This window comes from Streptomyces sp. JW3 (assembly GCF_052216785.1).
Taxonomy (GTDB): Bacteria; Actinomycetota; Actinomycetes; order Streptomycetales; family Streptomycetaceae; genus Streptomyces.
In genome coordinates this window covers 1-26,625 of the sequence record NZ_JBQOUX010000109.1, presented here as the reverse complement: position 1 = coordinate 26,625, position 26,625 = coordinate 1, and the positions used below count along the sequence as shown (strand labels likewise).

General features: G+C 73.9%; 24 protein-coding genes and 2 pseudogenes. 6 read left to right on the top strand and 20 right to left on the bottom strand.

Features of this window, described 5'->3' with window-relative positions; genetic code table 11:
• Positions 1-35: 35 nt before the first annotated feature.
• The 7 genes and pseudogenes from ACTT8P_RS31430 to ACTT8P_RS31400 form a co-directional block, all read right to left on the bottom strand.
• On the bottom strand, positions 36-3,200 hold the full coding sequence (locus ACTT8P_RS31430; protein WP_442835175.1) for a hypothetical protein: 3,165 nt from the start codon (positions 3,198-3,200) through the stop codon (positions 36-38).
• A 2-nt stretch (positions 3,201-3,202) separates the two neighbouring features.
• The gene (locus ACTT8P_RS31425; RefSeq protein WP_442835174.1) at positions 3,203-5,044 is read right to left on the bottom strand and encodes an HSP90 family protein; all 1,842 of its coding nucleotides are present in this window, start codon (positions 5,042-5,044) and stop codon (positions 3,203-3,205) included.
• Positions 5,045-5,239: 195 nt separating this feature from the next.
• Complete coding sequence (locus ACTT8P_RS31420; RefSeq protein WP_442835173.1) at positions 5,240-6,241, bottom strand: hypothetical protein; 1,002 nt, start codon at positions 6,239-6,241, stop codon at positions 5,240-5,242.
• A gap of 97 nt (positions 6,242-6,338) precedes the next feature.
• Positions 6,339-7,289, bottom strand: coding sequence for an MBL fold metallo-hydrolase (locus ACTT8P_RS31415; RefSeq protein WP_442835172.1), 951 nt, complete (start codon positions 7,287-7,289; stop codon positions 6,339-6,341).
• Positions 7,290-7,370: 81 nt separating this feature from the next.
• On the bottom strand, positions 7,371-7,814 hold the full coding sequence (locus ACTT8P_RS31410; protein ID WP_442835171.1) for a nuclear transport factor 2 family protein: 444 nt from the start codon (positions 7,812-7,814) through the stop codon (positions 7,371-7,373).
• 147 nt (positions 7,815-7,961) lie between these two features.
• Positions 7,962-9,167, bottom strand: a complete 1,206-nt coding sequence (aztD, locus tag ACTT8P_RS31405) for a zinc metallochaperone AztD (RefSeq protein WP_442835170.1) — start codon at positions 9,165-9,167, stop codon at positions 7,962-7,964.
• Between the two features lie 132 nt (positions 9,168-9,299).
• Positions 9,300-9,986: pseudogene (locus ACTT8P_RS31400) on the bottom strand (metal ABC transporter solute-binding protein, Zn/Mn family); the annotation flags it as partial.
• On the opposite strand from ACTT8P_RS31400, the gene aztA reads away from it, so the two are divergent.
• Positions 9,922-10,710 carry a zinc ABC transporter ATP-binding protein AztA gene (aztA, locus tag ACTT8P_RS31395; RefSeq protein ID WP_442835169.1) on the top strand — a complete coding sequence of 263 codons (789 nt, stop codon included), beginning with the start codon at positions 9,922-9,924 and terminating at the stop codon, positions 10,708-10,710. The pseudogene ACTT8P_RS31400 and the gene aztA sit on opposite strands and share 65 nt — an antisense overlap.
• Before the next feature lie 244 nt (positions 10,711-10,954).
• The gene (locus tag ACTT8P_RS31390; protein WP_442835177.1) at positions 10,955-11,806 is read left to right on the top strand and encodes a phosphotransferase; all 852 of its coding nucleotides are present in this window, start codon (positions 10,955-10,957) and stop codon (positions 11,804-11,806) included.
• A gap of 19 nt (positions 11,807-11,825) precedes the next feature.
• Here the strand turns inward: ACTT8P_RS31390 and ACTT8P_RS31385 are convergent, their stop codons facing one another.
• The 4 genes from ACTT8P_RS31385 to ACTT8P_RS31370 all read right to left on the bottom strand — a co-directional run bounded on the left by ACTT8P_RS31385 (position 11,826) and on the right by ACTT8P_RS31370 (position 16,678).
• On the bottom strand, positions 11,826-12,593 hold the full coding sequence (locus tag ACTT8P_RS31385; RefSeq protein WP_442835168.1) for a class I SAM-dependent methyltransferase: 768 nt from the start codon (positions 12,591-12,593) through the stop codon (positions 11,826-11,828).
• Between the two features lie 80 nt (positions 12,594-12,673).
• Positions 12,674-13,882 carry an aminotransferase class V-fold PLP-dependent enzyme gene (locus ACTT8P_RS31380; RefSeq protein ID WP_442835167.1) on the bottom strand — a complete coding sequence of 403 codons (1,209 nt, stop codon included), beginning with the start codon at positions 13,880-13,882 and terminating at the stop codon, positions 12,674-12,676.
• Between the two features lie 4 nt (positions 13,883-13,886).
• A complete protein-coding gene (locus tag ACTT8P_RS31375) occupies positions 13,887-15,221 on the bottom strand; it encodes a pyridoxal-phosphate dependent enzyme (protein ID WP_442835166.1) in 1,335 nt (444 codons plus the stop codon).
• Positions 15,218-16,678, bottom strand: coding sequence for a Y4yA family PLP-dependent enzyme (locus ACTT8P_RS31370; RefSeq protein WP_442835176.1), 1,461 nt, complete (start codon positions 16,676-16,678; stop codon positions 15,218-15,220). The genes ACTT8P_RS31375 and ACTT8P_RS31370 overlap by 4 nt, the downstream gene beginning before the upstream one ends.
• 178 nt (positions 16,679-16,856) lie before the next feature.
• On the opposite strand from ACTT8P_RS31370, the gene ACTT8P_RS31365 reads away from it, so the two are divergent.
• A complete protein-coding gene (locus ACTT8P_RS31365; protein ID WP_442835165.1) occupies positions 16,857-16,991 on the top strand; it encodes a hypothetical protein in 135 nt (44 codons plus the stop codon).
• A gap of 98 nt (positions 16,992-17,089) precedes the next feature.
• Here ACTT8P_RS31365 and ACTT8P_RS31360 read toward each other — a convergent pair whose 3' ends face one another.
• From ACTT8P_RS31360 to ACTT8P_RS31345, 4 genes are read right to left on the bottom strand one after another with little or no spacing between them, the layout of a single operon-like run.
• Positions 17,090-18,106 (bottom strand): DUF2891 domain-containing protein, encoded by a 1,017-nt coding sequence (locus tag ACTT8P_RS31360; protein ID WP_442835164.1) that lies wholly within the window; start codon positions 18,104-18,106, stop codon positions 17,090-17,092.
• Positions 18,106-18,756, bottom strand: a complete 651-nt coding sequence (pcp, locus tag ACTT8P_RS31355; RefSeq protein ID WP_442835163.1) for a pyroglutamyl-peptidase I — start codon at positions 18,754-18,756, stop codon at positions 18,106-18,108. The genes ACTT8P_RS31360 and pcp overlap by 1 nt, the downstream gene beginning before the upstream one ends.
• Before the next feature lie 47 nt (positions 18,757-18,803).
• Positions 18,804-19,778 (bottom strand): DUF979 domain-containing protein, encoded by a 975-nt coding sequence (locus ACTT8P_RS31350; RefSeq protein WP_442835162.1) that lies wholly within the window; start codon positions 19,776-19,778, stop codon positions 18,804-18,806.
• A complete protein-coding gene (locus tag ACTT8P_RS31345) occupies positions 19,775-20,494 on the bottom strand; it encodes a DUF969 domain-containing protein (RefSeq protein ID WP_442835161.1) in 720 nt (239 codons plus the stop codon). The genes ACTT8P_RS31350 and ACTT8P_RS31345 overlap by 4 nt, the downstream gene beginning before the upstream one ends.
• A 155-nt stretch (positions 20,495-20,649) precedes the next feature.
• Between ACTT8P_RS31345 and ACTT8P_RS31340 the strand changes: the two genes are divergently transcribed.
• The 3 genes from ACTT8P_RS31340 to ACTT8P_RS31330 are packed head-to-tail and all read left to right on the top strand — an operon-like array spanning position 20,650 to position 22,900.
• Positions 20,650-21,402 carry a LamB/YcsF family protein gene (locus ACTT8P_RS31340; RefSeq protein ID WP_442835160.1) on the top strand — a complete coding sequence of 251 codons (753 nt, stop codon included), beginning with the start codon at positions 20,650-20,652 and terminating at the stop codon, positions 21,400-21,402.
• Positions 21,399-22,046, top strand: coding sequence for a 5-oxoprolinase subunit B family protein (locus tag ACTT8P_RS31335; RefSeq protein WP_442835159.1), 648 nt, complete (start codon positions 21,399-21,401; stop codon positions 22,044-22,046). Before ACTT8P_RS31340 ends, ACTT8P_RS31335 begins: the two co-directional genes overlap by 4 nt.
• Complete coding sequence (locus tag ACTT8P_RS31330; RefSeq protein WP_442835158.1) at positions 22,043-22,900, top strand: biotin-dependent carboxyltransferase family protein; 858 nt, start codon at positions 22,043-22,045, stop codon at positions 22,898-22,900. The genes ACTT8P_RS31335 and ACTT8P_RS31330 overlap by 4 nt, the downstream gene beginning before the upstream one ends.
• Before the next feature lie 18 nt (positions 22,901-22,918).
• Here ACTT8P_RS31330 and ACTT8P_RS31325 read toward each other — a convergent pair whose 3' ends face one another.
• The 5 genes and pseudogenes from ACTT8P_RS31325 to ACTT8P_RS31305 all read right to left on the bottom strand — a co-directional run.
• Positions 22,919-23,503, bottom strand: a complete 585-nt coding sequence (locus ACTT8P_RS31325) for a hypothetical protein (RefSeq protein WP_442835157.1) — start codon at positions 23,501-23,503, stop codon at positions 22,919-22,921.
• 99 nt (positions 23,504-23,602) lie between these two features.
• The gene (locus ACTT8P_RS31320) at positions 23,603-24,088 is read right to left on the bottom strand and encodes an NUDIX hydrolase (protein WP_442835156.1); all 486 of its coding nucleotides are present in this window, start codon (positions 24,086-24,088) and stop codon (positions 23,603-23,605) included.
• A 69-nt stretch (positions 24,089-24,157) separates the two neighbouring features.
• Positions 24,158-25,771, bottom strand: coding sequence for an apolipoprotein N-acyltransferase (gene lnt, locus ACTT8P_RS31315; protein ID WP_442835155.1), 1,614 nt, complete (start codon positions 25,769-25,771; stop codon positions 24,158-24,160).
• Positions 25,772-25,816: 45 nt separating this feature from the next.
• Positions 25,817-26,362 (bottom strand): hypothetical protein, encoded by a 546-nt coding sequence (locus tag ACTT8P_RS31310; RefSeq protein ID WP_442835154.1) that lies wholly within the window; start codon positions 26,360-26,362, stop codon positions 25,817-25,819.
• Between the two features lie 79 nt (positions 26,363-26,441).
• Positions 26,442-26,625: pseudogene (locus tag ACTT8P_RS31305) on the bottom strand (glutamate racemase); the annotation flags it as partial.

Here is a 26,625-nt window from a genome sequence, read left to right as displayed (position 1 = left end):
CCCCCCCCCCCCCCCCCCCCCCCCCCCGGCCCGGCTCACTCCTCGTCGCGCAGCCGCGCCGCCAGCGCGGTCAGGGGTTCGGCCTCCTCGGTGCGGCCGAGGCCGGTGAGCCGGGCGACGGCCGCGTCGAGGCGGGCCAGGGCGGGAGCGGGGCGCTCCAGGTAGACGCCCTCCACGGCGCCCGCGAACCGGACGCACTCGGCCCACTCCCCCGCGCCGTCCTGCGGTCCGGGCTCGCCGAGCAGAGCGAGGGCCTGCTCCAGGGCGGCGAGGGCGTCCTCGTAGGCACCGGCGTAGGCGTTGACCCGCCCGTGTTCGTAGGCCAGGGCGGTGTCCAGGGAACGGCCGTGCGGCCGGTACCCGGCGGCGCGGGCCTCCTCGGCGACCCGGGCCGCGTCGGCGAGGAAGGCGCGGGCGTCGGCCAGCCCTTCGGGGCCCTGCCGCTGGGCCTGGAGCCGGGCGAGTTCGCGCAGACAGTTGCTGAGCTGTTCGAAGCGCGGGTCGCGGGCGTGCGCGGCGAGCGCCTGGTCCGCGGCGCGCCGGGCGGGCGCGAACTCCCCGGACTCGGCGAGGAGTACGGCGGTCTCCGCGGCGATCATGGCGTGGCTGCCCGGGTCGTCGTCCCAGCCGGCCGACTCGGCGGCGAGGGCGACGAGTTCGGCGGTGGCGGCCTTGAGGTCCTCCCCGGCGTGCAGCGCGCGGGCCCGGGTCAGGCGCAGTTGGGCCACCAGCCGGTCGTCCACCTCCCCGGCGGCGACGTCCGGTTCGGTGAGGAGGGAGTCCAGCAGGGCGATGCAGTCCTCCACGCGGCCCAGGTCGAGGCTGAGCTGCGCGGCGTTGCTGTAGGCGCAGTAGGCGTCGGTACGGCTGCCGGTGCGCAGGTCGAGTTCGGCCGAGCGGGTCAGGTGCCGCAGGGCCTCCTCGGGGCGGCCCAGGTGCAGGCAGGCCTCGGCGAGGTCACCGTGCAGCCGGGCGGTGTCGATGCTGCCGGCCGGCCAGTCGGCGGCCAGCCGCAGGGCCTCGGTGAGGTTCGCGTACGCGGTCTCGGCGTCCCGCAGGCCGAGCTGGAGCCGGCCGCGCAGACCGAGCGTGCGGGGCAGGTGCCAGGCCGGGCCGTGGCCGCGCAGCCGGTCGAGGAGGGTGTCGAGGCCGGCGACCGCGGCGGGCAGGTCGCCGGCCAGGGCGTGGGTGCTGGCCCGCAGCAGCAGGGCGCCGGAGAGCTGTCCGGCGAGGTCGTGCCGGGTGGCGAACGCGTGCAGCAGGTCCACCTCGGCGAGCACCGGCGCGATGTGCTCCACGCTCCGCGAGTGCTGGAGCCGCAGCCCGAACGCGGTCGCCCGCAGCCGCAGCAGCCGGGCCTCCTGGTACGGGGCGAGCGGGGACGTCTGCTGGTGCAGCCGGACCACGGCCGCGTGTACGGCGGTCAGGGCGGCGGCCTTGGCTTCTTCGGCGGAGGTGGCTTCTTCGGCGGGGGTGGCTTCTTCGGCGGGGGTGGTGGTGAGCGGGGTGGCGGTGGGGGTGGCGGCCTCGGCTTCTTCGGTGACCGGGGTGGCGGCGGGGGTGGCCGTCCCGGCCTCTTCGACGGTCGGCGCGCCAGTCGGCGTACCGGCCTCTTCCGTGGACGGTGCACCGGTCGGCGTACCAGCCTCTTCGGTAGTCGGCACACCAGGCGCCTCGGCCGCCGTGGCGGCCTCGTCGGCGCTCTCCGTCGGGATCTCGACCGCGGCGAGCAGCGCGCAGGCCCGGGAGACCGCCGCGTCCGCCGGCCGGCCGGCGTCCTCGTACAGGCCCGCGGCCTCCTCGTGGAGGGCGTGGGCGCGCGCGTGGTCGTCCTTCTCGGCGGCCCGGCCCGCCTCGTCGGCCAGCAGGTCCGCGCGCAACCGGACCAGCGGGCCCACGGCCGGGTCGTCGGGGTGGGTGTAGTCGCGGGCGGCGACCAGCGTGCGCAGCCGCGCCCAGTGGGCCCGTGCGTCCGGGTGCCCCTCCTCGTCCAGCGCCCGCGCCCGGACGATGAGTTCGGGCAGCGCGGACTCCGTGGCGTCGGGCACCGCGGCGGGCGCGGCCGGGGTCACGTCGTCGAGGGCCCGGGTGCGCAGGGTCAGTTCCAGCGCGTCCAGCAGGGGTTCGCGGTGCAGCCGGGCCGCGCGGCGGTCGGTGTGGGCGCTGGTGCCGCCCCGGGTGTCGAAGCGGGCGGCCAGGTCGTCGGCGCGGCCCCGGAGCTCGGCGCGCAGGGCGGCCACCGTCCAGGTGCGGCCCGGGTAGCCGGCGGCGGGCAGGTCGCCGTGGCCGAGGGACTCGACGCGCTGGAGGAGGACCTCGACGCCGGTGAGGAAGTCGAGCTGGTCCAGCGGTGAGTCGACCTCCTCGAACAGGTTCCGGTTCTCGGCGAGGAGTTCCAGCCCGCGGGCCTCGTTGCCGGTCAGCGCGCAGAACTCCAGGTGCCGGCCGACCTCCCCGGACATCGAGGGGTTGCGGCGGCAGCCGCGGTAGCCGGCCAGGTGCAGCTCGCGGGCCCGGTCGGCCCGCCCGGTGCGCAGCAGCGGCAGCAGCGCGTAGGAGATCGAACGGGCCGGTTCCTCCTGGCAGGACTCCTTGCCCGCCAGCACCGGCTCCCAGGCACGCAGCGCCCGCTCGTCGTCGCCGGCCGCGAGGTGGTGGCGGGCGCGCTGGCAGATCTCGCAGGCCTCGCAGTCGCTGAGCGGGGTCCGGGTGCGGCCCGCCCACAGCTCGTAGGCGAGGTCGGTGTCCTCCCCGAGGTGGGCGGCGAGCTGGTACGCCTGGCCGTAGTAGGGCTGGAGGCCCAGGCCGGCCCGCTCGTACCGGTCGCGCATCTCCGTCAGCCACTGGCGCAGGCTGCCGAGCGGTATCTCGGGCAGCTGGCGCAGCGCGTGGGCCACCCACTTGAACCGCCAGAACAGCTGGTGGCGCAGCCGTTCGTCGAAGACGTCGGGCCGCTCGTCGAAGAGGGTGAGCAGCCGGGCGAAGACGACCGGCGACTTACGGGGTTCGGCGCCGTAGGTGTACGCCTCCTGGAGTTCCAGCAGCGCGTGCACGAGGACGGCGGGCTCCTCGAACCGCTCGGCGGCGTCGACGAGTTCCTCGGCGGTCACGGTGCGGGTGCGGCCGTAGGGGCGGCGGTCGTTCTCCTGGAGCGCCCGGAACAGCTCGTCGGTGCTCTGGGGCGGGGGTGCGGTGGGCATCGTCAGCTGTCCTTGCGCAGGGCGTGGGCGAGAAGGTCGAGGAAGGAGCGGTTGATGAGGCTGGACTCGGCGGGCCGCAGCGGGCGCCGGGACAGCATCGCGGCCTGTCCGTAGAGCGCTTCGGCGCTGGTGCGGGCCAGTTCGGGTTCGTCGATGGCGACGGCGGCCCGGACCAGCGGGTTGAGCTGGTTGAGGATCAGCTGGGCCCGCGGTGCCTCCTGGCGCAGGGCGCCGAGGATGTCGCCCCACAGGCCGCCCTCCTGCTCGCGGGCGAGCTGGGAGCGGGTGCGCTCGTGCCGGGCCTCGCGGCTGTCCATCAGCAGGGCGGGCGCGGAGGCGGGCTGGAAGGTGCGCAGCGCGACGTCGCAGTCGAAGACGGCCAGCGCGTCCCGGGCCAGCGCGAGGTAGGCCGCGGCGGCCAGTTCCGTCTCCCGGTCGACGGGGTCGAGGTGGGCGGTGAGGGTGGCCGGGTCGAGGTCGGCGACGGTGGCCTCGGGGCGGATCTCGGGCAGCCGGTGGACCAGTTCGCGGTCGTAGGTGTAGCCGCCGTTGACGACGCCGAGGCCGGCGGCGGAGGCGATCGCCGCGATCTGCCGGAACTCCTCCACGCTGGAGGTGACGAGCACGGTGCGGTGGGTGCGGGCGAACTCGTCGAGGGTGGTGTGTCCGTCGGTGGTCTCGAACGGCAGCCAGGGCAGCAGCATCCGCAGGATCTCGTCGTCGTGCACGGCGAGCGACTTGACGGCCAGGTGGTGGGCCGCCAGGAAGCGGCCGAGCAGGTCGGGGTCGCTGGCGGCGGCCCGCGCGATCCAGTCCCGCAGCCGTTCGGCGAGCGCCTCGCGGACGGCGGCGAGGGTGTCGTCCGCGTACAGGGACTCGCGGGAGGCGGTGGGGCGCAGGCTCTCGGCGTCGACGACGCAGCGCACGAAGAACGCCCACTCGGGCAGGATCTCCTCGGCCTGTTCGGACAGCAGCATGCCCTTGACGTGCACGCGGTGGCCGTGCCGGCGGCCGGCCGGCACCGTCTCGGGCAGCACACAGGCGATGCCCTTGAGGCCGACGGCGGGCAGGTCCAGTTCGATGGTGTCCAGCGGGGTGAATCCGAAGACCTCCGCGCCGTAGGCGGCGAGTGCGCGGGAGCGGGCCCCCGGGGTGGGGTACGCGCGGGCCCAGGGGGCGGGCTCGGGGTTGACGGACACACCGGGGCCGGCCGGGCCCGCGGTGCCGTCGTCGAAGGTCACCGGGTGCCGCAGCAGCGAGCCGAAGTGCCGGGCGAGGGCGTGCACTTGGGCCGGCCGGGTCCACTCCCCCGCGTCGGCGCGGGGGGTCAGGGTGACGGTGGTGCCGGGCCGGGGGCGGGCGGTGGCGGGCAGGGTGCGGACGGTGTAGCTGCCGTCGCCGCGGCCGCGCCACTCCACGGCGGGCGCGTCGGGGGTACGGGCGGAGCGGCTGAGGACGTGGATCTCGTCCGCGACCAGGAAGCAGGAGAGCAGTCCGATGCCGAACTGGCCGATGAAGTCGCCACGTTGCTCGGCGATCCCCTCGGCGCGCTTGCTGCTGCGGCCGATGGTGGCGAGGAAGGCGTGCACGTCGGCGTCGGTGAGGCCGACGCCGTCGTCCTCGACGCGGACCACCGAGCCGTCGGCGTACAGCCGGATGCCGAACGCGTCGGCGCCGGCGCCGGGTTCGAGGGCGTGCCGGGCGGTCAGCGCGTCCACCGCGTTCTGGAGGAGTTCGCGGAGGTAGACGCGGGGGCTGGAGTAGAGGTGGTGGGAGAGCAGGTCGACGAGGCCGCGCAGGTCCACCTGGAAGGTGTGGTCGGCGGTGGTGCCGGGAAGTGTCATCGGGCAGTCCGGGGGTGGGAGGGTCGGCAGGGACAGCTGGGGTGCGGGGCGGCGGCGCGGGTACGGTCCGGGAGCCGCGTACGCGCCCGGGGAGACGTTCCGGCTCCCGGCGCCGGCGCGTCGGCCGCGCGCGGACGGGTCACCGGCGTACGTCCCGCCGGGACGTCGGCGGCACGGGGCGGCGGCCGGCCGGGCTCAGGCGCGGCGGTGGTGGCGGGCGAACTGCTTCTCGGGCTCCGCGAAGTACTTCCACGGCCAGCTGTCGGTGTAGGCGCCGTCGAGGGCCTGGAAGACCCGCCGGATCGTGTGCCGCTCGTCGGCCAGCGCCAGGGCCATGCCGAAGATGTTGAAGTCGTGCTGCCAGCCGGGGCGCCGCGGGTAGCCGGGGTGCAGGATGCTGTGGTCGGCCGCCTGCCGCAGCTCCGCCCGGATCTCGTCGCGCTGGAGGCAGTCGCCGTTGTCCGACTCGACCCAGTCCTCGATGTGCGCGATGGCGAGCACGCAGCCGAGCGGGTGGCCCTGCGGGGCGCGGGCGAACGCGTCCCGGGCGAACGCCAGGGCCGCGCCCGGCTCGCCGCCCCAGCGGGGCTGCAACTGGGACACCCACGCGATGTGACATGCCAGGTCCAGCGGGTCGCGGCGCAGGGCGGCGTCGCGCCGGGTCTCGTTGACGGCGGCGCCGAGCGACATGCCGCGGCCGGAGGTGAGCAGGGCGCGCCACGGCGTGACCCAGTCCGGCCGCAGTTCGGCGGCCGCGAACAGGTGCTCCTCGGCGAGGTCGAGCCGTTCGTGGAAGGTGCGCCACTGCTCCTGGGTGACGTTGACGGCGCGCTCGGTGGTGCGCGCCTGCCAGCCCCAGCTGACGTGCCGCGCTCCGGAGATCAGCAGGGCCGTCGCCCGGTGCTCCTTGTCGTCGTCGGTGTCCTCCGCGACGGCGCGGCCGATCCAGTCCTGCACCCCGTCCAGGTCGGCCAGCTGGCCCAGCACCCGGTGGTCGCGGCCCAGGTCGAAGGGGGCCAGCGCGGCCTTGACCGCCGCCCAGTCACCGGCGTCGGCCGCCTCCACCAGAGCGAGGACCCGCCGGTCGCCGAGCGCGCGCAGCGTGTACATCCCGTTCTTCTGCCTGCGCGGGACGGGAAGGGCGTACGGGTCCTGCGCCGGTCTCTCCCCGCCCCTGCCGAACAGCTTGCCGAACATGCCGCGTCCTCCCCTGGTCCCGCGTGATCAACTGGTGCAGCATAAGCGGCACCGCTGACATCACTCCCCCAGGGTGTTCACGGCTGCTTCACCCCTGTCAGGTCGTCGAGAACGGCGCCCACGCGGTGAGTTCGAAGCCGGCGCCGCGCCGGCGCAGTTCGAACGCGCCGTGGCCGGGCAGGTGGGCCGGCAGCACCAGGGCGTTGTGGTCGGCGGCGTGGGCGAACATCCGCGCGCGGCTGGCCCGGGCCCCGTCCTCGTCCTCCTCGAAGCAGCTGTTGATGTGCGGCTCGTGCACCTGGATGGCGCCGTGCAGCAGGTCACCGGCGAAGACCGCGCGGTCGCCCGCGGACTCCAGGTGGATGATGGACGCGCCGGGGGTGTGCCCGGGGGCGGCCGCCAGCCGGAGGTTGCCGTCGATGGTGTACGAGTCCTCCCAGACGGTCACCAGGCCGGCCTCGAACACCGGGTCGACGCTGTCCTCGTAGACATTCTGGTTGCCCCGTCCGAACACCGTGTTGGGGAGGTTCTCCGGCTTCCAGTACTCGACGTCGGGCCGTGGCATCAGGTAGGTGGCGTTGGGGAAGGTGGGCACCCAGTCGCGGCCCTCCAGGCGGGTGTTCCAGCCGACGTGGTCGTCGTGGAGGTGGGTGTTGACGACGATGTCGACGTCCTCGGGCCGGACGCCGACGGCGGCGAGGTTGGCCAGGTAGTCGGTGTTCAGGTAGGACCAGATCGGCTGGAGGGGGCGGTACTTGCCGTTGCCCGCGCCGGTGTCGACGAGGATGACCTTGCCCTCGCTGCGCAGCACCCAGGTCTGGGTGGCGGCGCGGGTGAGGTCGCTCGCCGGCTCCCAGTGGTGCGGCGCCAGCAGCTCGGTGTGCCGCCGCCACTCCTCGGGGGTGCTGCCGGGGAAGAAGACGTCGGTGGTCATCGGCGTGGTGTCGGAGTACTCCATGACACGGTCGATCCGTACGTCACCCAGCTCGATGGTGCTGACCGTGGGCGGCGCGGCGGAGGTGGTGGCGGGAGTGGACGTGAGGGACATGCTTCTCCTTGGGAGGTGTTCAGGCTCCTCCCACCCTCCGCCGGGCGCCGCCCCGGCGGTATCGGTCACCCGACTGCACTCTCACCGGTCGCCGGTGTCGAAGGCCCGGGCGACGGCGAGGCTGTCCTCGTAGACGTGGTGCCGGGTGATCAAGCCGTCCGCGAAGGTGAGGTGCAGGGCGAACCGCGCCCGGTACGCGCGTCCGGTGGACCGGGCGGTCTGGCGGATCTCGCCGAGCAGGACCGCGTCGGGTCCGTCGACGAGGATCCGCTCGATCTCGGTGGCCACCTGCTCGGGTATGTGGTGCTCGCCGAGCTCGCGGTAGTGGGCGGCCGCGTCGGCCCGGGTGGCACGGTGCCGGATCCAGGGGGTCTCGGTACGGCCGTGCTCGTCCTCGGGCCAGCTCACACTCCAGTCGATGTGCTCGGCGTACAGTTCGGCGACACGCTCGGGGTCGCCCTCGCCCATCCGGCGCAGCAACTCCTCGACGGCGGCGCGGGTGTCCGTGGGTACGGCTGTGGCCATGAGGGGTCCCTTCGTACGGCCGGACTCCTGATCATCCGGCGCGCCCACCAACCTAACTGCCCGGTCCCGAACGGGCGTTGGGTTTCGGCGGGTGTGCGACGGCCGCCGCCCCGTGGTCCTCGCACCGCGGGGCGGCGGCGTACCGGGTCAGTGGCCCGCGACCACCCCCGACAGCTCGTTGGTGCGTTCCGGCAGCGTCACGGAGGCGGTCTTCTCGCCGGTGGTGAGGTCGATGGCGTGCAGGGCCCGCTCGCCGGGTTCGGAGACGTAGGCGGTGGCGCCGCGGACGAACAGGGTGGGCCGGGGCTGCTGCCAGTCCAGCGGTTCCTCCCACTTCCGCACCGCGGGGATCTTCTTCTCGACGCTGCCGGTCGCCGGGTCGATGACGCGGATCGCGCCGTCCGTGCCGAGGACCAGGGCGTCGCCCTCGGGGCCGCGGGCCAGTGAGCGGAAGGAGTAGCTGGTGCCCAGGCCGACCAGGGTCAGCTTCTTCTTCTCGGTGTCGATGAGGGAGATCCGGGTGGGCCGCTCCAGTTCGGCCTCCGGGTCGGTCTTGTAGTCGCCGAGGAGGACGGGCGAGGCGTCACTGCCGGCCTGATTGCCGATGCGGCCGTAGTCGTCGGGCGCGTCGACCTTGGTGAACTCGCCGTCCTGGTAGATCAGTACGCCGTCCTCGCAGCCGACCGCGATCGCCTCGCCCCGGGCCGCGGCCTCGCCGTGCACGCCGGGGCATTCCTCGTTGCGGGCTATTTCCTTGTTGTTCTCGTCCAGGACCAGCGCTCCGGTGCGCTTCTCCTCGGTGCCGAGGGTGCTGACCAGTTCGCCGCCCGCAAGCTCGATGGCGACGCCGTGGTGTGCCGCGGCGGAGGTGTAGGTGCGGGTCTCGGGCTGCTCCGTGCCGTTCAGGTCGGCGGGGTCGAAGACGTTGACCTCACCGGTGCCGTCGGTGAAGAGCACCGTCTTGCCCGCGTGCCGGACGACGTGACCGGGCTTGGCACCCTCGTACTCGACGCCCGTGAAGGTCTGGCCGGTGGCGTCCAGGACCCCGAAGCCGCTGTCGGTGGAGACGATGACGTGGTCCGCGTCGCCCGCCGGGTTGACCCGGTTGCAGCCGGCCAGCTCGATGGTCTTGGCGAGCTTCAGGGTCTTGCCGTCGAGGATGTAGAGGCCGCCGTCGAAGGAGGCGACCAGCGGGTTCGCGGCCGCCGTCGCGGAGGTGACGCTCGTGGGGCCGGCGGCGTCGGCGTCGGAGTCGGAGTCGGAGTCGGCTCCGCCGCAGGCGGTCAGGACCGTGGCCACCGCCAGGGCGAGTGCCGTACCGGTGAGGGCTCTCCTGCGTGTCGTCGTGTGCACTGCTCTGTGTTCCTTACGTAGTTGGTGGCCATTGTTCGTGGCCGTTGTCGGTGGCCGTTGTCGGTGGCCGTTGTCGGTGGGTTGATACGTGGGTTCCGGCCCGGTCGGCCGGTGTCCGTGGGGCCGGTGCGGTCAGGTGCCGGCGGTGAGGCCGTCGGTCATGGCGGTGGTGTTGGCGCGCATCATCCGCAGGTAGGTGTCGGCGCCTTCGCCGCGCGCGGTCAGTGACTCCGAGTACAGCTCGACCACCTGGACCCGGCCGCCGAGTTCGGTGCGCAGGGCCTCGGCCAGCCGGGTCGGCCGGGAGGAGTCGGCGAACACGGTGCGCACGCCGGCGTCCGCCATCGCCCGGGTGAGCGAGCGCAGGTCGGCGGAGCTGGGTGAGGCGAGCGTGGTGCCGCTGGGGATGACCGCGCCGATCAGCCGGAAGCCGAAGCGGTCGGCGAGGTAGCCGAAGACGTGGTGGTTGGTGACCAGGGCGCGCCGGTCCGCGGGGACGCGGTCGAAGGACTGCTCCATCCAGTCGGTGAGGTCCGCCAGTTCCTGGTCGTAGCGGTCGGCGTTGGCCCGGACGGTGGCCTCGTCCACTCCGCCGACGTGCTCGATCACCTGGTCGGCGACGAGTCCGGCGACCGCGCGCATCCGGTCCGGGTCGGTCCAGAAGTGCGGGTCGGGCTGTCCTTCGCCGTCCTCGGGGCCGCCGTCGTCGCCCGCCTTGAAGGTGAGCGGGTCGGCGGCCTCGCCCGCGGCGAAGGTGGGCACCCCCGCCTCGCGGGCCGCCGCCACGTGCCGCAGCACGTTCTCCTCCAGGCCCAGGCCGCCGGGCCCCTCGCCCACGCCACCGAGGGAACGGACCGCGCGCGTCCACGTCACCGAGCTGTGCGCCGGCTATCCGGGACGCCCCGTCCTGCGGCAACTCAGCACGGAGATACCGAGGTTGGCGACCACCGCGCTGGTCGGTCCGAACGGCAGCGGCAAGTCGACCCTGCTCGGTGTCCTCGCCGGTGTGATCCGGCCGACATCCGGCGAGATACGGCACCACGGAGGGCTGCCGCCCGCGTTCGTGCCGCAGCGCGGAGCCGTCGGTGACACCCTGCCGCTCACCGTGCGGCAGACGGTGGAGATGGGCCGCTGGGGCGAGCGCGGCCCCTGGCGCCGGCTGACCCGGCGCGACCGTGCGACGGTGGACGCCGCGCTCGACCGGCTCGGCGTCGGCGACCTCGCCGCACGCCAACTGGGCGAACTCTCCGGCGGCCAGCGGCAACGGGTTCTCATCGCACAGGGGTTGGCGCAGGAATCCGACTTGTTGCTGCTCGACGAGCCGACCACCGGGCTGGACCCGGAGGCCAGGGAACGGATCGGCGCGCTGCTGACGGCACTGGTCACCGATGGCATGACGGTCGTCCAGGCCACGCACGACCTGACGGCCGCCCGCTCGGCCGACGCCTGCCTCCTGCTGCGCGACGGCCACCTCGCCGGGCAGGGCCCGCCCGACCGGGTGCTCACCACGGCGGCACTGGCCCAGATCTGGCAGCCGGCCTGACACCGGAAGAGCCGCCCGCGCGGACGGGCTGCGCGGGGAGGCCGGCCCGGTTCACCCCTCCCAGGCCCGGCATCGCGGGAGGCCGGCCCGGTTCGCCGCCGGGCCCGGCGCCCCCGCCACCGCGCACTCCACCCGCCGGCCCGCCCGGCGGATCAACAGCTGGGTATGCTGCGCACGCCGCCCGCTCGGCGCAGCGGCACGGCGACGTTCCGGGGAGAGGGTGGCGACGGTGCGGGTGTCGGAGGTGCGGGTGTCGGAGGTGCGGCGGGCGACGGCCGCGGCCGTCTCGACCGCCGTGTCACTCCACCTGCCGGCCGACGACGCGGTCGTCCTCCACGACTCGAACAAGCTCACGCTGCGGCTGCTGCCCTGCGATGTGCTGGCCCGGGTGGCCCCCGTGGCGGATCAGGTCGCGCACTTCGAGGTCGACCTCGCTCAGCGGCTCGCCGCGGCCGGATGCCCGGTGGGCACCCTCGATCCCCGGGTGGCACCTCGCGTGCACGAGCGGGACGGCTTCGTGATCACGCTGTGGACCTACTACGAACCCGTGACCTCCCCCGCGGCCGCACCGGCCGACTACGCCGACGCGCTCGTACGACTGCACGCCGGCATGCGCCGACTCGACGCCCCGGCACCGCACTTCACGGACCGGGTCCAGCAGGCCCAGGACCTCGTGGCGGGCCCCGACCGCACTCCGGCCCTCGCCGACGCGGACCGGGAACTGCTCCGTGACACCCTGCGCGACCTGAGACACACCGTCGGCGAGCACCGCGCCGCCGACCAACTGCTGCACGGCGAACCGCACCCGGGCAACGTCCTCGGCACGAAGGACGGGCTGCTCTTCATCGACTTCGAGACCTGCTGCCGTGGACCCGTCGAGTTCGACCTCGCCCACGCGCCGGAAGCAGCCGGCGCCCACTACCCGGGTGCCGACCAGGAGTTGCTGCGCGCGTGCCGGCTCCTGGTACTGGCGATGATCACGGCCTGGCGCTGGGACCGGGACGACCGGTTCCCGGACGGTCTCCGGATGGGCAGGGAGTGGCTCGGCCGGATCCGGGCGGCGCTCGGAGGCGACGGCCCGGCCACCCACGGCTGACCAAGGTTCCCCCTCGACCTCACCCCTTGACTGCTACGAGGACACAGCTGTCCCCCACCTGCCACACCGGTGTGACATGCCGGAAGCCCGCCTGGTGCAGCAGTTCGGCATGGCGGCGCACGGAGAGGTGCCGGTTGCCGCCGCCACCGCCGGACGCCGGCCGACACCGCTCCCGCTGCTCGAACAGATCGGCCAGCTCGGGGTCGGCGGCCACCGCCTTCCACCAGGACTCCCAGTCCTCGTGGCCGTGCTCCCCCGCCCGTTCGGCCCGGCGCCGCCCCACATGGGCGGTCAGGTCGGAGCAGGGTCGCACGTCCGGCGGGAAGTGGTCCCCGTTGATCAGCGCCCCGCCGGGCCGCAGCAGCGCCCCGAGCGTGCGATAGGTCTCCAGCAGGACGGGGGCCGGCAGATAGTGCAGGGCCGTCGTCGAGACCGCGACGTCCAGGCTGCGGCGCAGCTCCAGGGCGTCGGTCCAGCCGTCCTCGCCGATGACCGCGTCCACGTACCGGGCGGCGTCCGCGTGATGAGTGCGCCCCAGCTCCAGCAGCACCGGGTCCATGTCGACCGCGACGATCTCCGCGTCCGGCAGCCGGCGGGCGAGCCGGGCCGACAGGGAGCCCGGACCGCACCCCAGATCGAGCAGCAGCGGCCGGGCCCGGCCGGCGCACACGTGCTCGACCACGTCGGAGATCACGGTGAACCGCTCCTCGCGGTCCACCGCGTACCGCTGCTGCTGCCGCTCCCAGCGCTCCACCCACGTCCTGGCCGTCTCCATGCTCACGCCCATCCGGTCGCGCCACCTCTTTCGTCTCTCATCTGTCGCGCCTACCACGCAATCTACAGATGGAAACGATTGTCAGTAGCCATTCACGCCAACGACTCGAGTACGGCCAGCAGGCGGTCGATCTCCTCCTCGGTGTTGTGGACGTGCAGACTCACCCGCACCACTCCGTCCTTCTCGTCCGCGCCCGCCTGGCAGAGGCTGTCGGCCCGGACCATGAACCCGTGGCTGAACAGGATGAACCCGAGGTCGTCGGAGGGGATGTCCCGGTGCCGGAAGGTGACGATGCCCTGCCGCCGCTGCCCCTCGGCAAGGGGTGAGCCGGCGGCCAGGCTCGCACCGCAGCCGAGGATCTCGTACACGTCCAGCAGCCGCAGCCGGTCGGTCAGCCGGGTGGCCAGCCGGACGGCGTGCCGTGCGACGCGGTCGACACCGGCCGCGTCCAGCCAGTCCAGCGCGGCCAGCAGCGACACGACGCCGACCGTGTTGGGGGTGCCCGCCCAGCCGGCGGGGGCCAGCACCGGGCCCCGGGTGTTGCGCGCCCACACCGCCCCCGTGCCGGGCAGGGCCATCGCCTTGTGGCCGGAGAAGACCACGAAGTCGACGTCGAGCGCCGGGTCACCGACGTCGACCGGGAGGTGGCCCACGCTCTGCGCGGCGTCCAGGCAGATCGGCACCCGGGGGCCGACGGCGGCGCGCAGCCGGTGCACGTTCATGTCACCGCCGTAGACGTGGTGGACGTGGGTGGCGGCGACGAAGCGGGTACGCGGCCCGACGGCCTCGGCCAGCGCCCGGTGGTCGTAGTCGCCGGAGGTCTCCTGGTACGGCAGCGCCCGCAGGTGTACGTCGACACCGCGGGCGGCCAGCAGCCGCCGGGCCTCCTGCCAGGGTTCCAGGTTGGCCCGGTGGTCGGAGAAGGGGACCAGGATCTCGTCGCCGTCGGCCAGTTGGGGCACCAGCCAGTCCCGGGCGACGGTGCGCAGGCCCTCGGTGGTGCCGCTGGTGAAGTGCACCGAGGAGTGCTCCGCGTCCGGGTCGCCGAGGAACTCCTTGACCCGCCGCCGGGCCCGTTCGACCAGCTCGGTGGTCTTGTTGGCCCAGGGATAGGTGCCCCGGCCGGCGTTGGCGTTGGTGGTGGTGAGGTACGTCTGTACGGCGTCCAGTACGGCCTGCGGTTTCTGCGCGGTCGCCGCACTGTCGAGGTACGCCAGTTCCGGGTGCCCGGTGATGATCGGGAACTGTGCCCGCAGCTTGCGCTGCCACAGCCGGTCCTCGTCAGGTGTGTACTCACGCATCAGGTCACTCCCGTACCAGCGGGGCGCCCGCGTCGCGCCAGGCGACGATCCCGCCCGCCAGACTCCGCACGTCCGGATGCCCCATCCCGGTCAGCAACGCCGCGTACCGCAACGACTTCTCCCCCACCGGACACGCCAGCAGCACCGGCACGCTCTTGCTGAACGGCAGCCCGCCGCGCACCAGTTCCCCGAACACCTCGTCCACGATGTTCACCGACCCCGCGATGTGCAGCGCCGCGTACGCGTGCGGCCCGCGCAGATCCACCACCAGCGGACGCGGCCCCTCCTGCTGCGCCAGCCAGCGCCGCGCCGCAGCCACATCCACCACCCGCGCCGCCGCCTCCGACACCTCCACCACCGGGCCGCGCCGCGGAGCGCGCCCCACCAGCTCCGGACGGCGCTCGCGCACATAGCTCAGGTAACTCTCCGCCCGGTCGCACACGATGAACACCGCGCTCTCCCGCCGCCCCGTCCCCGCGAGCCCGGCGTCTACCTCCCGCAGATGCCGCACCGCACCGAAATACGCCGCGCCCCCCGTCGGCCCCGACAGCAGCCCGCACCGCCGGATCAGCGTCACCATGCCCTCGATCGCCTCCTCCGACGACACCGACGCCATCACGTCATACGTCGCCGGATCGAACAGGCCCACCTGACGCACCTCGTCGATCGTGCGGATCCCCGGGATGAAGTCCGACTTCCCCGCCACCAGACCCAGCACCCGCACCCCCGGGTCGTGCTCCCGCAGCACCCGCGCCACCCCGGTCGACGAACCCGCGGTCCCCACACACGCCACGAACCAGTCCGGGACCCGCCCCTCCAGATCCTTCACGATCTCCGGGCCCGTCCCCTCCGCATGCGCCTCCACATTCCGCGGATTGAAATACTGATCCGTATGCAGATAACCGGCGTCCGGCTCCGACAGTGCCTGGTGAAACCGCGTCAACGGATCGTCGGTGTCCGTCGGGTCCAGGCACTCACTCTGTCCGGGCAGCTCCTCGATCTCCGCTCCCAGCAGCAACAACAGCTCCCGGACCTCCGGCACCCGCATCCGGTTCGTCACACTCTTGAACCGCAGCCCGTACAACCCCGCCAGCAACGCCAGCGCCTTCGCCGTATTGCCACTGGACAGCTCCACCACCGTCCCGCCGCCCCCGCCACCGGCCGCCGCCTCCAGATGCGGACGCGCCATGTGCCACGCCGGACGGTCCTTCACCGAACCGAACGGATTCAACATCTCCAGCTTCGCGAACAGATCGATGTGCCGCAGCCCGTGCACAGCCGGATCGATCCGCACCAACGGCGTGTTACCGATGGCCTCGGTGATGCTGTCGTACCTCATGACCGCACTCCCTGCGCGTAGCTGACCGGCCAGTAGTCCTCGTCCAGGCACCAGCGCCAGGACCCGTCCGCACGCTCGGCGGCCACGGTCCGCGCGACCGGCTGGCGCTGTGCGCGATGTGCGTGGAAGTCCATCGCGTATCCGGCGGTGTTGACGAACGCCAGCAGATCGCCGGCGCGCGGCAGCCGGGGCAGGAAGACGACCCGCCGGGTGATCAGATCGGCCTCCAGACAGAGGTTGCCCACCAGGTGCACGCCGACCGGTCCGGTTCCCGCCTCCGCCGCGTCCGCCGGGCCGCCGCGGGGCAGCAGCACCGGGTCGACCAGGACACCGTGCTCCTCCAGGCTCACGTCCCCGGCGTTCATGCCGAGGCGCACCAGATGCCGGTCGTCACCCGTGGGCCGTACGTCCAGCACCCGGGCCAGGGACAGACCGCACTGGTCGACCAGTGCGCGCCCCGGTTCGATGTACAGGTCGTGCAGGTGCTCCAGCAACAGCGTGGCCGGTGAGCGGCCCAGCACCGGAGCGGGACGGGTGAGCAGTTCCTCGAGGTAGTCGGGGCCGGCGACGGGCCGGTGGGCGGGGTAGAGCGCCGCCGAACCACGCACCGTACCGCCCTCGTTGCGCAGTCCGTAGCCGTGTCCGCGCCAGGCCAGCGGCGGGCGGATGCCCAGTACCGCCTCGCTCAGCGCGGTGGTCCAGCGCTCCCACTCCCCCGCGTCCTCGACATAACCGACCCCGAACCCGCCGCCGACGTCCACGGTGCGCGGCGCCAGCCCGCGGGCCCGGCACTCGTCCAACACCAGCACGCACTGTTCCAGGGCGCGGGCCTTCTCCTCCAGCGCGGTGGTGTCCAAGTGGTAGGCCACACCGGTCAGTTCGACGGCGTCCGCGTACCGCTCCAGCGCCGACCAGAGCGCGTCCGCGTCCCGCACCGGGGTGCCGAAGCGACTGCGCCGGGACAGCATGCGGGTACCGGCCGCCTGGCCCGCCTCGAACCCAGACAGCCGCACCAGGACATCGACCTTGCCCAGGCCGTACTGGCGTACCAGCCCCGCCAGCAGCTCCAGTTCGCCCGGCGAGTCCAGGTTGACGGTGGCCCCGACCCGTGCGGCCAGCCACAGGAACTCCGCGTCCTTCGGGCCGGTGGCCATCACCCGGTCCCCGGTGAACCCGCAGCTCACCGCGTGCCGCAGCTCCGCCAGGGAGGCCACGTCGACGCCGACCGCGGCCGGGTCGCACGCCGCGAGTCTGCGCACCAGGGCGCTGGAACGATTCGCCTTGTGCGCGAAGTACACCCGCCCGGCCAGGTGATGACGCCGGTAGACCGACCGGAACCGTCCGGCGTTCTCCGCGACGACCTCCGGCAGCAGCACGTTCAGCGGTGATCCCAGCGCGTCCACCAGCGAGTGCAGGAACGGCACATCCCCCAGCAGCGCGGCGAGCGGCGGATCCACCCGCGGCCGCAAGTACAAGGGCGCGTCCTTCACTGAGTACCCTCCCCATATCGGCCGGTCGTCGCCTCGTTGTCGCGACAACCGCTCTCGATCATCGTTTCCATTTAGACGCGCCGCTAAGCCACCGTTTCGCGCGCACCGTCACCGCCGTCAGGTCCGGCACCGGGGAAGGCGGCCCGTGCGGTGCCGGCGGCGGCCGGAGCGCCGCGACGGCGGTGGGAACGGCACCGGTCACACCGAGAAGGCCGTCCCGCTCAGCGTCGACGACGGGCGGGCCCGCGTCAACGCGGTCGCGGACGGCGAGAACGCGTAGGGCCGTTCCGGCGCGGGGACACCGGAACGGCCAGGGATCAGGGGACGGCCGAGTGTCAGGGAACGGCCGAGTGCCGGGGAGCGACCGGCGACCGGAGGTCAGTGGCGGTCGAGGGCCAACGTGGCGAACGTGGCCAGCCAGTGGTCGGTGGTGAAGTCGCCGCGCTCCACCGCCGGCAGGCCCGCCGCGAGGTGGGCGTCGGCCGCCGTGCTCAGGCGGTCGCGGACCGGCCCGGCGGGCAGCGCGTCCGCGAGGGAGCGCAGCGCCGCCGCCCGGCTGAGGGCCAGGCCCAGCAGATGGCCGATCTGCGGGTCGGCGTGGTCGGAGACGACCGGGACGTCGAGCAGCGCGCAGGGGGCGCCCGTGCGCAGCGCGGGCAGGAAGCGGTCGAGCCACGGCGCGAACTCCGCCGCCGGCAGCACCCGGCGCACCGCGTCCGCCTCGCTGAGCGCCGGGGACAGGAAGTCCTGCCCCGACGGTTCCCAGTGCGCCGGCGCGTCGTGGTCGGCGGCGAACCAGGCCAACAGACGCTCCCGTACGGCCTGTTCGGTGCCGGCCGACAGTTCGCCCGAGTCCAGTGCGAGGCCGAGCGCGAAGGCGCTGTTGGGGTGGTTGCCGTGGCGCACCGGATACGTGGCCTTGGGCAGCCAGTCGGCCAGCAGCCGGTCGACGACGGCGACGGCCGGGGCCAGTGCCTCGGTCCAGCGGGCGCCCTCCCGCGTGCCGTGGGCCCGGCACTCGGCGGCGAGCGCGAGCAGCCAGGCCCAGCCGTAGGGCCGCTCGAAGGAGGGGTGGTCGCGGAGGTAGGCGGCCTCGACGGCGAGGTTGCCGGGGGTGAGGTGCCGGTCGAGTACGTCGACGACGGCCGCGGTGTCGGGCAGCGCGGGGGTGCCGCCGTACCGGTTGAGCAGGCGGACCAGCAGCCAGTGCATGTGTGCCGAGGAGTGCCAGTCGTAGGCGCCGTAGAACGCCGGGTGGAGGGTCCGGGGCTCGGTCCGCTCGGCGGCGGAACCGATCAGGTGGGCCGGGAAGTTGGGGTACTCGCGGGTGATGTTGGCCAGCGCGAGCCGGGCGAACGGCGTCGCGTGGGTGCGGAGCGGGGTGCTGGGCGGCATCAGTGGGTGGCTCCCTCGGTGACCTTCAGGTCCTGGCCGGCGGGGGTGCGGGCGGCGGCGGTCAGCAGGGCCCGCAGGCCGTGCGCGACGGTGGCCGGCGGCAGGGCGGGCGCCTGCCCGTCGGTGACCTGTTCCGGCGCCCACGGGACGTGCGCGAAACCGCCCCGCACGTGCGGGAACTCGGTGGCGATGAGGTGGCCGAGGCCGTAGGCGACGTGGTTGCAGACGAAGGTGCCGGCGGTGTTCGAGACGGCGGCCGGGACGCCGGCCGCGCGCATCGCGGCGACGCACGCCTTGACGGGGAGGGTGGCGAAGTGGGCGGCGGGGCCGTCCGGGACCACCGGTTCGTCGACCGGCTGCCGGCCGTTGTTGTCGGGGATGCGGGCGTCGTCGACGTTGATGGCGACGCGTTCGACGGTGACGCCGGGGCGGCCGCCCGCCTGGCCGAGGCAGAGCACCAGGTCGGGCGCGGCGGTGCGGACGGCGTCGCGCAGGGCGTCGAGGCTGTCACCGAAGGCGCAGGGCAGTTCGACGGCGGTTACGGTGAGCCCGGCGGGCGGTTCGGCGGCCACCAGGGACGCCGCCTGCCAGGACGGGTTCACCCGCTCGCCGCCGAAGGGCGCGAAGCCGGTGATGAGGACGCGGGTCACTGCGGTTCCTTCCCGGAAGGGGTTCAGGAGTTCCGTACGGCGACGGCTCAGAAGGCGAAGACCGCCATGATCACGGTGCAGCAGCCGAGCAGCGCGATGCCGGTGGGGAGCTGGGCCTTGATCGGTCCGTACTGGTCCTTCAGTTCGAGCAGGGTGGCCGGGACGATGTTGAAGTTGGCGGCCATCGGGGTGCACAGGGTGCCGGCGAACCCGGCGAGCATGCCGATCGCCAGCACGGCGGGCTCGTTGCCGTGCATGTGCTGGATGAGCACCGGCCAGCCGATCGCCGCGGTCATCACGGGGAAGGCCGCGAAGGCGTTGCCCATGATGACGGTGAACAGGAACATGCCGACGCAGTACGCGAGCACCGCGAGGTACTTGGAGTCCTCGGGGAGGACCTTGTTCATGATGTCGCCGACCTGGTCGCCGACCCCGGCGGCGGCGAAGATCGAGCCGAGTACGGCCAGCAGCTGGGGCAGCAGCAGCGCGGAGCCCATCGCCTCCAGCATGGAGCGGCCGGAGTGCACCGGGACGGAGACCTTCTTCTCGCCGGTGACCAGCATGCCGACCACGAGCGCGGCGATGCAGCCGAGGCCCAGTCCCAGCAGGGTGGCCTTGCCGTCCTCGAAGAGGCCGGACTCGTCCAGCACGGAGGCGCAGACGATGGCGACCAGCGGGATGGTCAGGGCGGGGATGAAGATCTTGTTGCCGAGCCGGGCGGCGGACGCCTCGCGCTGCTCGCCGGTGGTGGTGACCGGCACGCCCTTGCCGAGGAAGTTGAACCCGGCGAGCACGATCAGGGCGAGCACGGCGACGCCGAGCGGTTCGGCGGGCAGCGTCCAGCCGCCGTTCTTCGCGGTGGCGTTGGCCACCCCGGTCCCGTAGGGGAAGGTGAGGCCGAGCAGGCCCCAGAAGGCGGCGGACGTCCACCGCTTGGGGTTGGTGCGGTCCATGGCCATCTGCGCGGCCATCACGACGAAGACCAGCCCGATCAGCCAGTAGAGCCATTCGACCTTGATCACTTGTCGGCCCCCTCGGGAAGCGGCAGGTCGTGCTCGGCGGCGGCGAGTGCCATCTCGCGTTCGAGCTGCCTGTCCATGAGCAGCAGCCGGGCGCCGTGGATGAGGAAGGCGCAGACCGCGAGCGGGATCGCCCACAGGGCCAGCTGGGTCGGTTCGATGTCCTGGTGGTACGTGGAGTTCACGAAACCGGTGATCAGCAGGATGGAGCCGATCGCGATGAAGCAGTCCTCGCCGAAGAAGACACCCACGGTGTCGGCGGAGGCGGAGTAGGAGCGCACCTTCTCGCGCAGCCGGTCGGGCAGCTTCGCGCCCGTGGTGCGCTCGGCTGCGGCCTCGGCCATCGGCGCCACCAGCGGCCGCACGGTCTGCGCCGGGCCGCCGATGCTGTTCAGGCCGAAGGCCGCGGTGACCTGCCGGACCAGCAGGTAGACGGTGAGGAACCGGCCGGCGCTGAGCCTGCCGAGGCGGCCGATGAGGTTGCGGGCCTGTTCGCGCAGGCCGTAGCGCTCCAGCAGGCCGATCACCGGGAGCACGATGGCGTAGACGGTGACCGAGCGGCTGTCGGCGAAGGACCGGCCGAAGGCCGCGAGGACCTCCAGCGGATCCATCTTGCCGAGCAGGCCGGTGACGATACCGGCGACGCCCACCACGAGGACGGGATTGCGGCGCGTGACGAATCCGAGGATCACCACGACCACACCGAGAAGCACGATCATTCGGTGGCCTTCTTCAGGCTTTGGGGAGGGGGACACGCACACGAACCGGGGACACCCGAATAAGTGGCAGATGCACGGACCCTAGGCGATCGTTGAACGATCTAACAAGACCCAAACTCTTGTCGAATCGTTCAACGATCCATTAGATTCGAGTGGTGATCGACCTCAACGCGGACCTCGGTGAAGGCTTCGGCCGCTGGACCCTCACCGACGACGACGCCCTGCTCTCCGTCGTCACCAGCGCCAACGTCGCCTGCGGCTTCCACGCGGGCGACCCCTCGGTGATGCGGCGCGTCTGCGACCGCGCCGCCGAGCACGGTGTGCGGATCGGCGCCCAGGTGTCCTACCGCGACCTGGCCGGCTTCGGCCGGCGCGCGATGGACGTGCCCGCCGACGAACTGGCGGCCGAGGTCGCCTACCAGATCGGCGCGCTCCAGGTCTTCGCCCGCGCCGCCGGCACCGACGTGGTCTACGTCAAGCCGCACGGCGCGCTCTACAACCGCACCGTGCGCGACGACGAGCAGGCCCGTGCCGTGGTGGCGGGCGTCCGGCTGGCGGGCGGGGACCTGCCGGTGCTCGGACTGCCGGGGTCACGGCTGCTGGCCGCCGCCGGGGCGGCCGGGCTGACCGGTGTGCCCGAGGCGTTCGCGGACCGCGCCTACACCCCCGAGGGCACCCTGGTCCCGCGCCGCGAGCCGGACTCCGTCGTCACGGACGAGGACGCGGTGGTGCGCCGCGCGGTGGCGTTCGCGGTGGACGGCACGGTGGCGGCGGTGGACGGCAGTACGGTCACCGTCGCCGCCCGTTCGCTGTGCGTGCACGGCGACACCCCGGGCGCGGCCCGGATCGCCGCGCGGGTGCGTACGGCGCTGGCGGCGGCCGGCGTCGAGGTCGGGCCGTTCGCATGACCCCACGACCGCCGCTCACGGCGCGTCCCGCCGGGCGGCACGCGCTCCTCGTCGAACTGCCCGACGCCGAGCGGACCGCGGCCTTCCACGCCGAACTGCTGCGGCGCCGCGCGGCGGGCACGCTGGTGCCGGTCGAGGAGATCGTGCCCGGCGCCCGGACCGTACTGCTGGACGGAGTGCGGGACCCCGACGCGCTGGCCCGCCGGGTCACCGCGTGGGAGATCCCGGCCGTCACCGCCGACGACGGGGACGTCGTGGACATCCCGGTGCGCTACGACGGCCCGGACCTGTCCGATGTCGCGGACCTGTGGGGCGTCGCCCCCGCCGAGGTCGCCGCCCGCCACTGCGCCCTGACCTACCGGGTCGCGTTCTGCGGTTTCGCGCCGGGCTTCGGCTACCTCACCGGACTGCCGCCGCACCTGCACGTGCCGCGCCGCGCCACGCCCCGCACCCGGGTCCCGGCCGGCGCGGTCGCGCTGGCCGGCCCGTACAGCGCGGTCTACCCGCGCGCCACCCCGGGCGGCTGGCAGCTGATCGGCACCATGCCGGACCCGGGCCCGCTGTGGGACCCGGCGCGGGAGCGCGCGGCGCTCCTCACCCCGGGCAACCGGGTGCGCTTCGTCCCCGTGGAGGACCCGGCATGACCGTCAAGCTCACCGTCGTGCGGGCCGGCGCGCTCACCACCGTCCAGGACACGGGCCGGCCCGGCCACGCCCACCTGGGCGTGCCCCGCTCCGGCGCGCTGGACGCGCCCGCGATGCGGCTCGCCAACCGGCTGCTCGGCAACGATCCCGCCGCGGCGGTCCTGGAGACCACCGTGACCGGCTGCGCGCTGCGGCCGGACCGGGCCGTCACCGTCGTGGTCGGCGGTGCGCCCTGCCCGGTCACGGTGGCCGGCCGGCCGGCCGCCTGGGGCGCGCCGGTACGGGTGCCGGCGGGCGCCGTGCTGGACGTCGGGGCGGTGACGGCGGGCGTGCGCTCGTACCTGGCGGTGGCGGGCGGTGTCGCCGTCGGACCGGTGCTCGGCAGCCGCGCCACCGACCTGCTCTCCGGGCTCGGCCCGGCTCCTCTGCGCGACGGCGACGTCCTCCCGGCCGGCACCCCCGCACCGCCGGCCCCGGCCCCGGCCACCGCCCCCTGGCCCGCCCCGCCCGCCGAACTGATCCTCCCGGTACGGCCGGGCCCACGCGCCGACTGGTTCACCCCGGCCGCGCTGCGCGCCTTCACCTCGGCGGCCTACCGGGTCTCCCCGCACAGCAACCGCATCGGCCTGCGCACCGAGGGCCCGGCCCTGGAGTGGGCGTCGACGGGTGAGCTGCCCAGCGAGGGCATGGTCCTGGGCGCCGTCCAGATCCCACCGGACGGCCGCCCGGTGCTCTTCCTGCACGACCACCCGACGACGGGCGGCTACCCGGTCATCGCGGTCGTCCCCGAACCGGCCCTCGCCGCGGCGGCCCAGGCGGCGGTGGGCACGCCGGTACGGTTCGTACCGGGCTGACGGGCCGGCCCGCGCCGGTCACTGCCCGCCGAGCCGGAGCAGGACCGCGACGTACAGGCTGACGGACACCGTCAGCAGCAGGAAGGCGAGCACCGTGTGGCCGACGAGGCCGCGCTCCGGGGCGAGGCCCAGGTGGACCCGGGCCGCACGGCTCACCCGGGGCCCCGGGGCGCCCGGCACGGTCTTCGCCGCCGCCCGCTGGACAGCCCGGCGCACATGTCCACGGCTTCGCCCGGTCGTGACACCGAGCCACACACCGTGGTCGTCCCGCACCAGCAGAGTGCGGAACACGCTCCCGTAGGAGAAGGTCGTCAGCAGCCGGACGGTGGCGATCCGGTCGAGGTCGACGGACCGTGCACCGGTCAGGGTGCGCGCGGTCAGCCGCGCCGCCGCGTACCGGGACGCGGCTCGCTCCTCGCACAGTGCGGGCACGAGAACAGCGCAGACCAGCACGGACAGCATGCCCAGCACTATCGGTGCGCCCTCGGGAACAGCACCGGTCCGCGCCAGACCGCAACCGCCGAAGGGAAGCAGGAGGACGACCGCCGACAGCACCCGTCCGGTGCCCGCCCGCGCCGCGCCGCGTGTGGTGACCGCTTCCATCGTCCGCCCCCTGTCCGAACACGATCATGCGTGCGCGGCCTGCCTCGGCGCACTGCCGTGCCCCGGCACTCCTCGGCGGCGTACGCTGCCGGTCGCCCCCTACAGCTCCGCCGGCACCGTGGGGTCGAACCACGTGGGCGCCTCCGTCAGCGCCTGCTTGATCCGGGACCGGCCGAAGTCGCCGATCTCCGGCAGGGCGTCCACCGCGAACCAGCCGACGTCCAGCGACTCGTCGTCGTTGACCTTGGCCTCGCCGCCGAGGGCCCGGCAGCGGAAGGTGATGTCCATGTACTGGCAGACGTCGCCGTTCTCGTACGTCACCGGGTTCAGCGCCTGGACCAGGACCACCCGCTCGACCGCGCACCGCACCGCGGTCTCCTCCCACACCTCGCGCACCGCGCAGGCCGCGGGCTGCTCCCCCGGCTCCGGGATGCCGCCGATCAGCGACCAGCGCCGGGTGTCGGACCTGCGGTTCAGCAGCACCCGGCCGTCGTCGTCGAAGACCAGGGCGGTGACCCCGGGCAGCCACAGCAACTGGTGACCGGCACTGGCGCGGAGGGCGCGGATGAAGTCGGGAGTAGCCATGCGTCCGACCCTAACGGGACGGCCGCACCCCCGACCGGCGTTCCCGCGGGGCGTGCGCCGGGCGTACCGCTACACGCCACCGGCGCGCCGCCCGCGCACACCGGCGGCGACCGCCCAGCCGAGTCCGCCGGCCGCGACCAGCACCAGGAGGATCTCCGGCAGGACGCCGAGCCTGGTGGCGGGGGTCTCGGAGGAGCGCAGCGGCACCTCCTGGACCAGGGTGTCGGCGACGAACATGCCGGTGCGCTGGGTGAGGGTGCCGTCCGGCAGGATGATCGCGCTGACCCCGCTGGTCACCGGCACGGTGACGGTCCGGCTGTGCTCGACGGCGCGGACCCGGGACATGGCGAGCTGCTGGTAGGTCATCTCGCTGCGGTCGAACGTGGCGTTGTTGCTGGGCACCGAGATCAGCTGGGCGCCGTCGGTGACCTCGGAGCGCACCGCCCAGTCGAAGGCGGCCTCGTAGCAGGTGACCAGGCCGACGCGGGTGCCGGCCATGGTGAAGACGCCGGGTTCGGTGCCGCGGCTGAAGTCCTGGCTGACCATCGACGTCCAGTCGCTGTTGATGGCGCCGATCAGAGAGCGCAGCGGCAGGTACTCGCCGAACGGCTGGATCTGCCGTTTGTCGTAGGTGTCGACGGGGCCCTTGTCGGGGTCCCAGAGGATCTGCTCGTTGTAGAGCTTGCCGTCGCGCTTGACGACGCCGCCGACCGAGATGGGGGCCTTGATCGCCTTGGCGGCGGCGTCGATGACGTCATAGGCGTCGGCGTTGGCGAACGGGTCGATGTCGGAGGAGTTCTCCGGCCACAGCACGATGTCGGGGCGGGCCACCTTGCCGGCGTCGACCTGGGCGGCCAGCCGCCGTGTCTCGCGCGCGTGGTAGTCGAGCACCGCGCGGCGCTGGGCGTTGAAGGCGAGCCCCGCGCGGGGCACGTTGCCCTGCACGACGGCGACGGTGGTGGTGCCGTCCTCCGCCGCGTCGCTGACCAGCGCCTTGGCGGCGAGGGCGCCCAGGACGGGGACGGCCACGCTCAGCAGGGCGGCGACGGCCGCGCCCTTGCGTACCGCGCGGGTGCGCCGGGCGGCCGCCGCCAGCCGTACCGCCTCGTACAGGCCGAAGCCGCACAGGACGACCGCGAAGCCGAGCACCGGGGTGCCGCCCAGCGCGGCGAGCGGGAGGAAGACACCGTCGGCCTGGCCGAAGGCGATCTTGCCCCAGGGGAAGCCCTCGAACGGCACCCGCGCGCGTGCCGCCTCGCCGGCCGTCCAGATCGCCGCCGCCCACACCGGCCAGGCGGGCAGCTTGGCGACGGCGGCCACCCCGGCGCCGACCAGCGCGACGAACAGCGCCTCGACCGCGGCCAGCGCCAGCCAGGGCCCGGGGCCGACCTCCACGCCGGTCCACACCAGCAGCGGCAGCAGGAAGCCGAGGCCGAAGAGGTAGCCGAGGCCGAGGCCCGCCTTCCAGCCGCGCCCGCGCAGCACCCCGCCGAAGACGGCGAACGCGGGCAGCGCCAGCCACCACAGGGTGCGCGGCGGGAAGCTGACGTAGAGCAGGACGCCGGCCAGGGCGCAGGCGGCGGCGGGGAGCAGCCGGCGGCCGAGGCGCGCGGCGCGCGAGGCGGGCTCGGTCCGCGGGTCCGGCCGGTCCGGCCCGGCGACGGATGGTGCGGTGACGGTCACCCCGGGAGTGTACGTGGGCGACCTGGGCCCGGCTCGGGCACCGCCTCAGTGCGCGGTGCCGGGGGCCTTCGGCCGCAGCCGGTCCTTGATGACGCGTACGGCGGCCTCCGCGTCGTCCACGGTGATGGTGAACGTATGGCCGTCCCACAGGCGCAGCACCACGCCCTCGCCGCGCCGGACCACGACGGCGGTGCCCTTCTCCGGTCGCCACCGGTAGCCCCAGCCGCCCCAGTGGCGCGGGCACACGATCGGGGCGAACTCGGCACCGGCCACGTGCGACAGCGGGATGCGGCGGCGCGGGACGCCGATGTGACCGCAGCGCACTTCGAGGCATTCCCGGTCGACCTTCAGGGCGACGTGCACGAAGGCCAGGGTGCCGAAGAGCACCAGCAGCCCGGCCGCGATGCAGCCGACGACGGCCATGGCCAGCGCGGCGCTGCCGGACTCCCAGGCCGAGGCGACGGCCAGCTCGATACCGAGTGCCATGCAGGCGGCGCCGATCAGCGCCAGCAACCACTGGACCCGGTTGGTGGCGCGGCCGGTCCAGACATCGGGGTGGGGCACGTGCCCGCCGTGGGGGTGGTCCCTCATGGCAAAGAGGTTACTCACGATTGGCGCCGCGTGTACCGCGCTGCGCGGGGTCGCTGGGCCGACCGGGCGCCCGGCCGGCTCAGCGCGCCGGCGTGACCGTCCGCAGCAGCCGGCCCTCGGCGTAGCCGAGCGCGGGCGCGGGCAGCGCGCCCTCGCGGCCGCTGAGCAGCACGGTGAGGGTGCCGTCGGCGGGGGCGTCGGGGGCGGGCCCGGCGCCGATCCGGCGCAGCGCCTGGGCGGCGACGGCGCCCGCCGAGCCGTGC

What these genes read in the sequence shown, in the direction of transcription:
- ACTT8P_RS31330 (WP_442835158.1), top strand. Translation starts at nt 22,043, where the DNA reads ATGACCGTCAAGCTCACCGTCGTGCGGGCCGGCGCGCTCACCACCGTC.
- ACTT8P_RS31320 (WP_442835156.1), bottom strand. Translation starts at nt 24,088, where the DNA reads ATGGCTACTCCCGACTTCATCCGCGCCCTCCGCGCCAGTGCCGGTCAC.
- ACTT8P_RS31325 (WP_442835157.1), bottom strand. Translation starts at nt 23,503, where the DNA reads ATGGAAGCGGTCACCACACGCGGCGCGGCGCGGGCGGGCACCGGACGG.
- ACTT8P_RS31420 (WP_442835173.1), bottom strand. Translation starts at nt 6,241, where the DNA reads ATGTTCGGCAAGCTGTTCGGCAGGGGCGGGGAGAGACCGGCGCAGGAC.
- ACTT8P_RS31335 (WP_442835159.1), top strand. Translation starts at nt 21,399, where the DNA reads ATGACCCCACGACCGCCGCTCACGGCGCGTCCCGCCGGGCGGCACGCG.
- ACTT8P_RS31345 (WP_442835161.1), bottom strand. Translation starts at nt 20,494, where the DNA reads ATGATCGTGCTTCTCGGTGTGGTCGTGGTGATCCTCGGATTCGTCACG.
- ACTT8P_RS31360 (WP_442835164.1), bottom strand. Translation starts at nt 18,106, where the DNA reads ATGCCGCCCAGCACCCCGCTCCGCACCCACGCGACGCCGTTCGCCCGG.
- ACTT8P_RS31410 (WP_442835171.1), bottom strand. Translation starts at nt 7,814, where the DNA reads ATGGCCACAGCCGTACCCACGGACACCCGCGCCGCCGTCGAGGAGTTG.
- ACTT8P_RS31375 (WP_442835166.1), bottom strand. Translation starts at nt 15,221, where the DNA reads ATGAGGTACGACAGCATCACCGAGGCCATCGGTAACACGCCGTTGGTG.
- ACTT8P_RS31425 (WP_442835174.1), bottom strand. Translation starts at nt 5,044, where the DNA reads ATGACACTTCCCGGCACCACCGCCGACCACACCTTCCAGGTGGACCTG.
- ACTT8P_RS31380 (WP_442835167.1), bottom strand. Translation starts at nt 13,882, where the DNA reads ATGCGTGAGTACACACCTGACGAGGACCGGCTGTGGCAGCGCAAGCTG.
- ACTT8P_RS31385 (WP_442835168.1), bottom strand. Translation starts at nt 12,593, where the DNA reads ATGGGCGTGAGCATGGAGACGGCCAGGACGTGGGTGGAGCGCTGGGAG.
- ACTT8P_RS31430 (WP_442835175.1), bottom strand. Translation starts at nt 3,200, where the DNA reads ATGCCCACCGCACCCCCGCCCCAGAGCACCGACGAGCTGTTCCGGGCG.
- ACTT8P_RS31310 (WP_442835154.1), bottom strand. Translation starts at nt 26,362, where the DNA reads ATGAGGGACCACCCCCACGGCGGGCACGTGCCCCACCCCGATGTCTGG.
- ACTT8P_RS31415 (WP_442835172.1), bottom strand. Translation starts at nt 7,289, where the DNA reads ATGTCCCTCACGTCCACTCCCGCCACCACCTCCGCCGCGCCGCCCACG.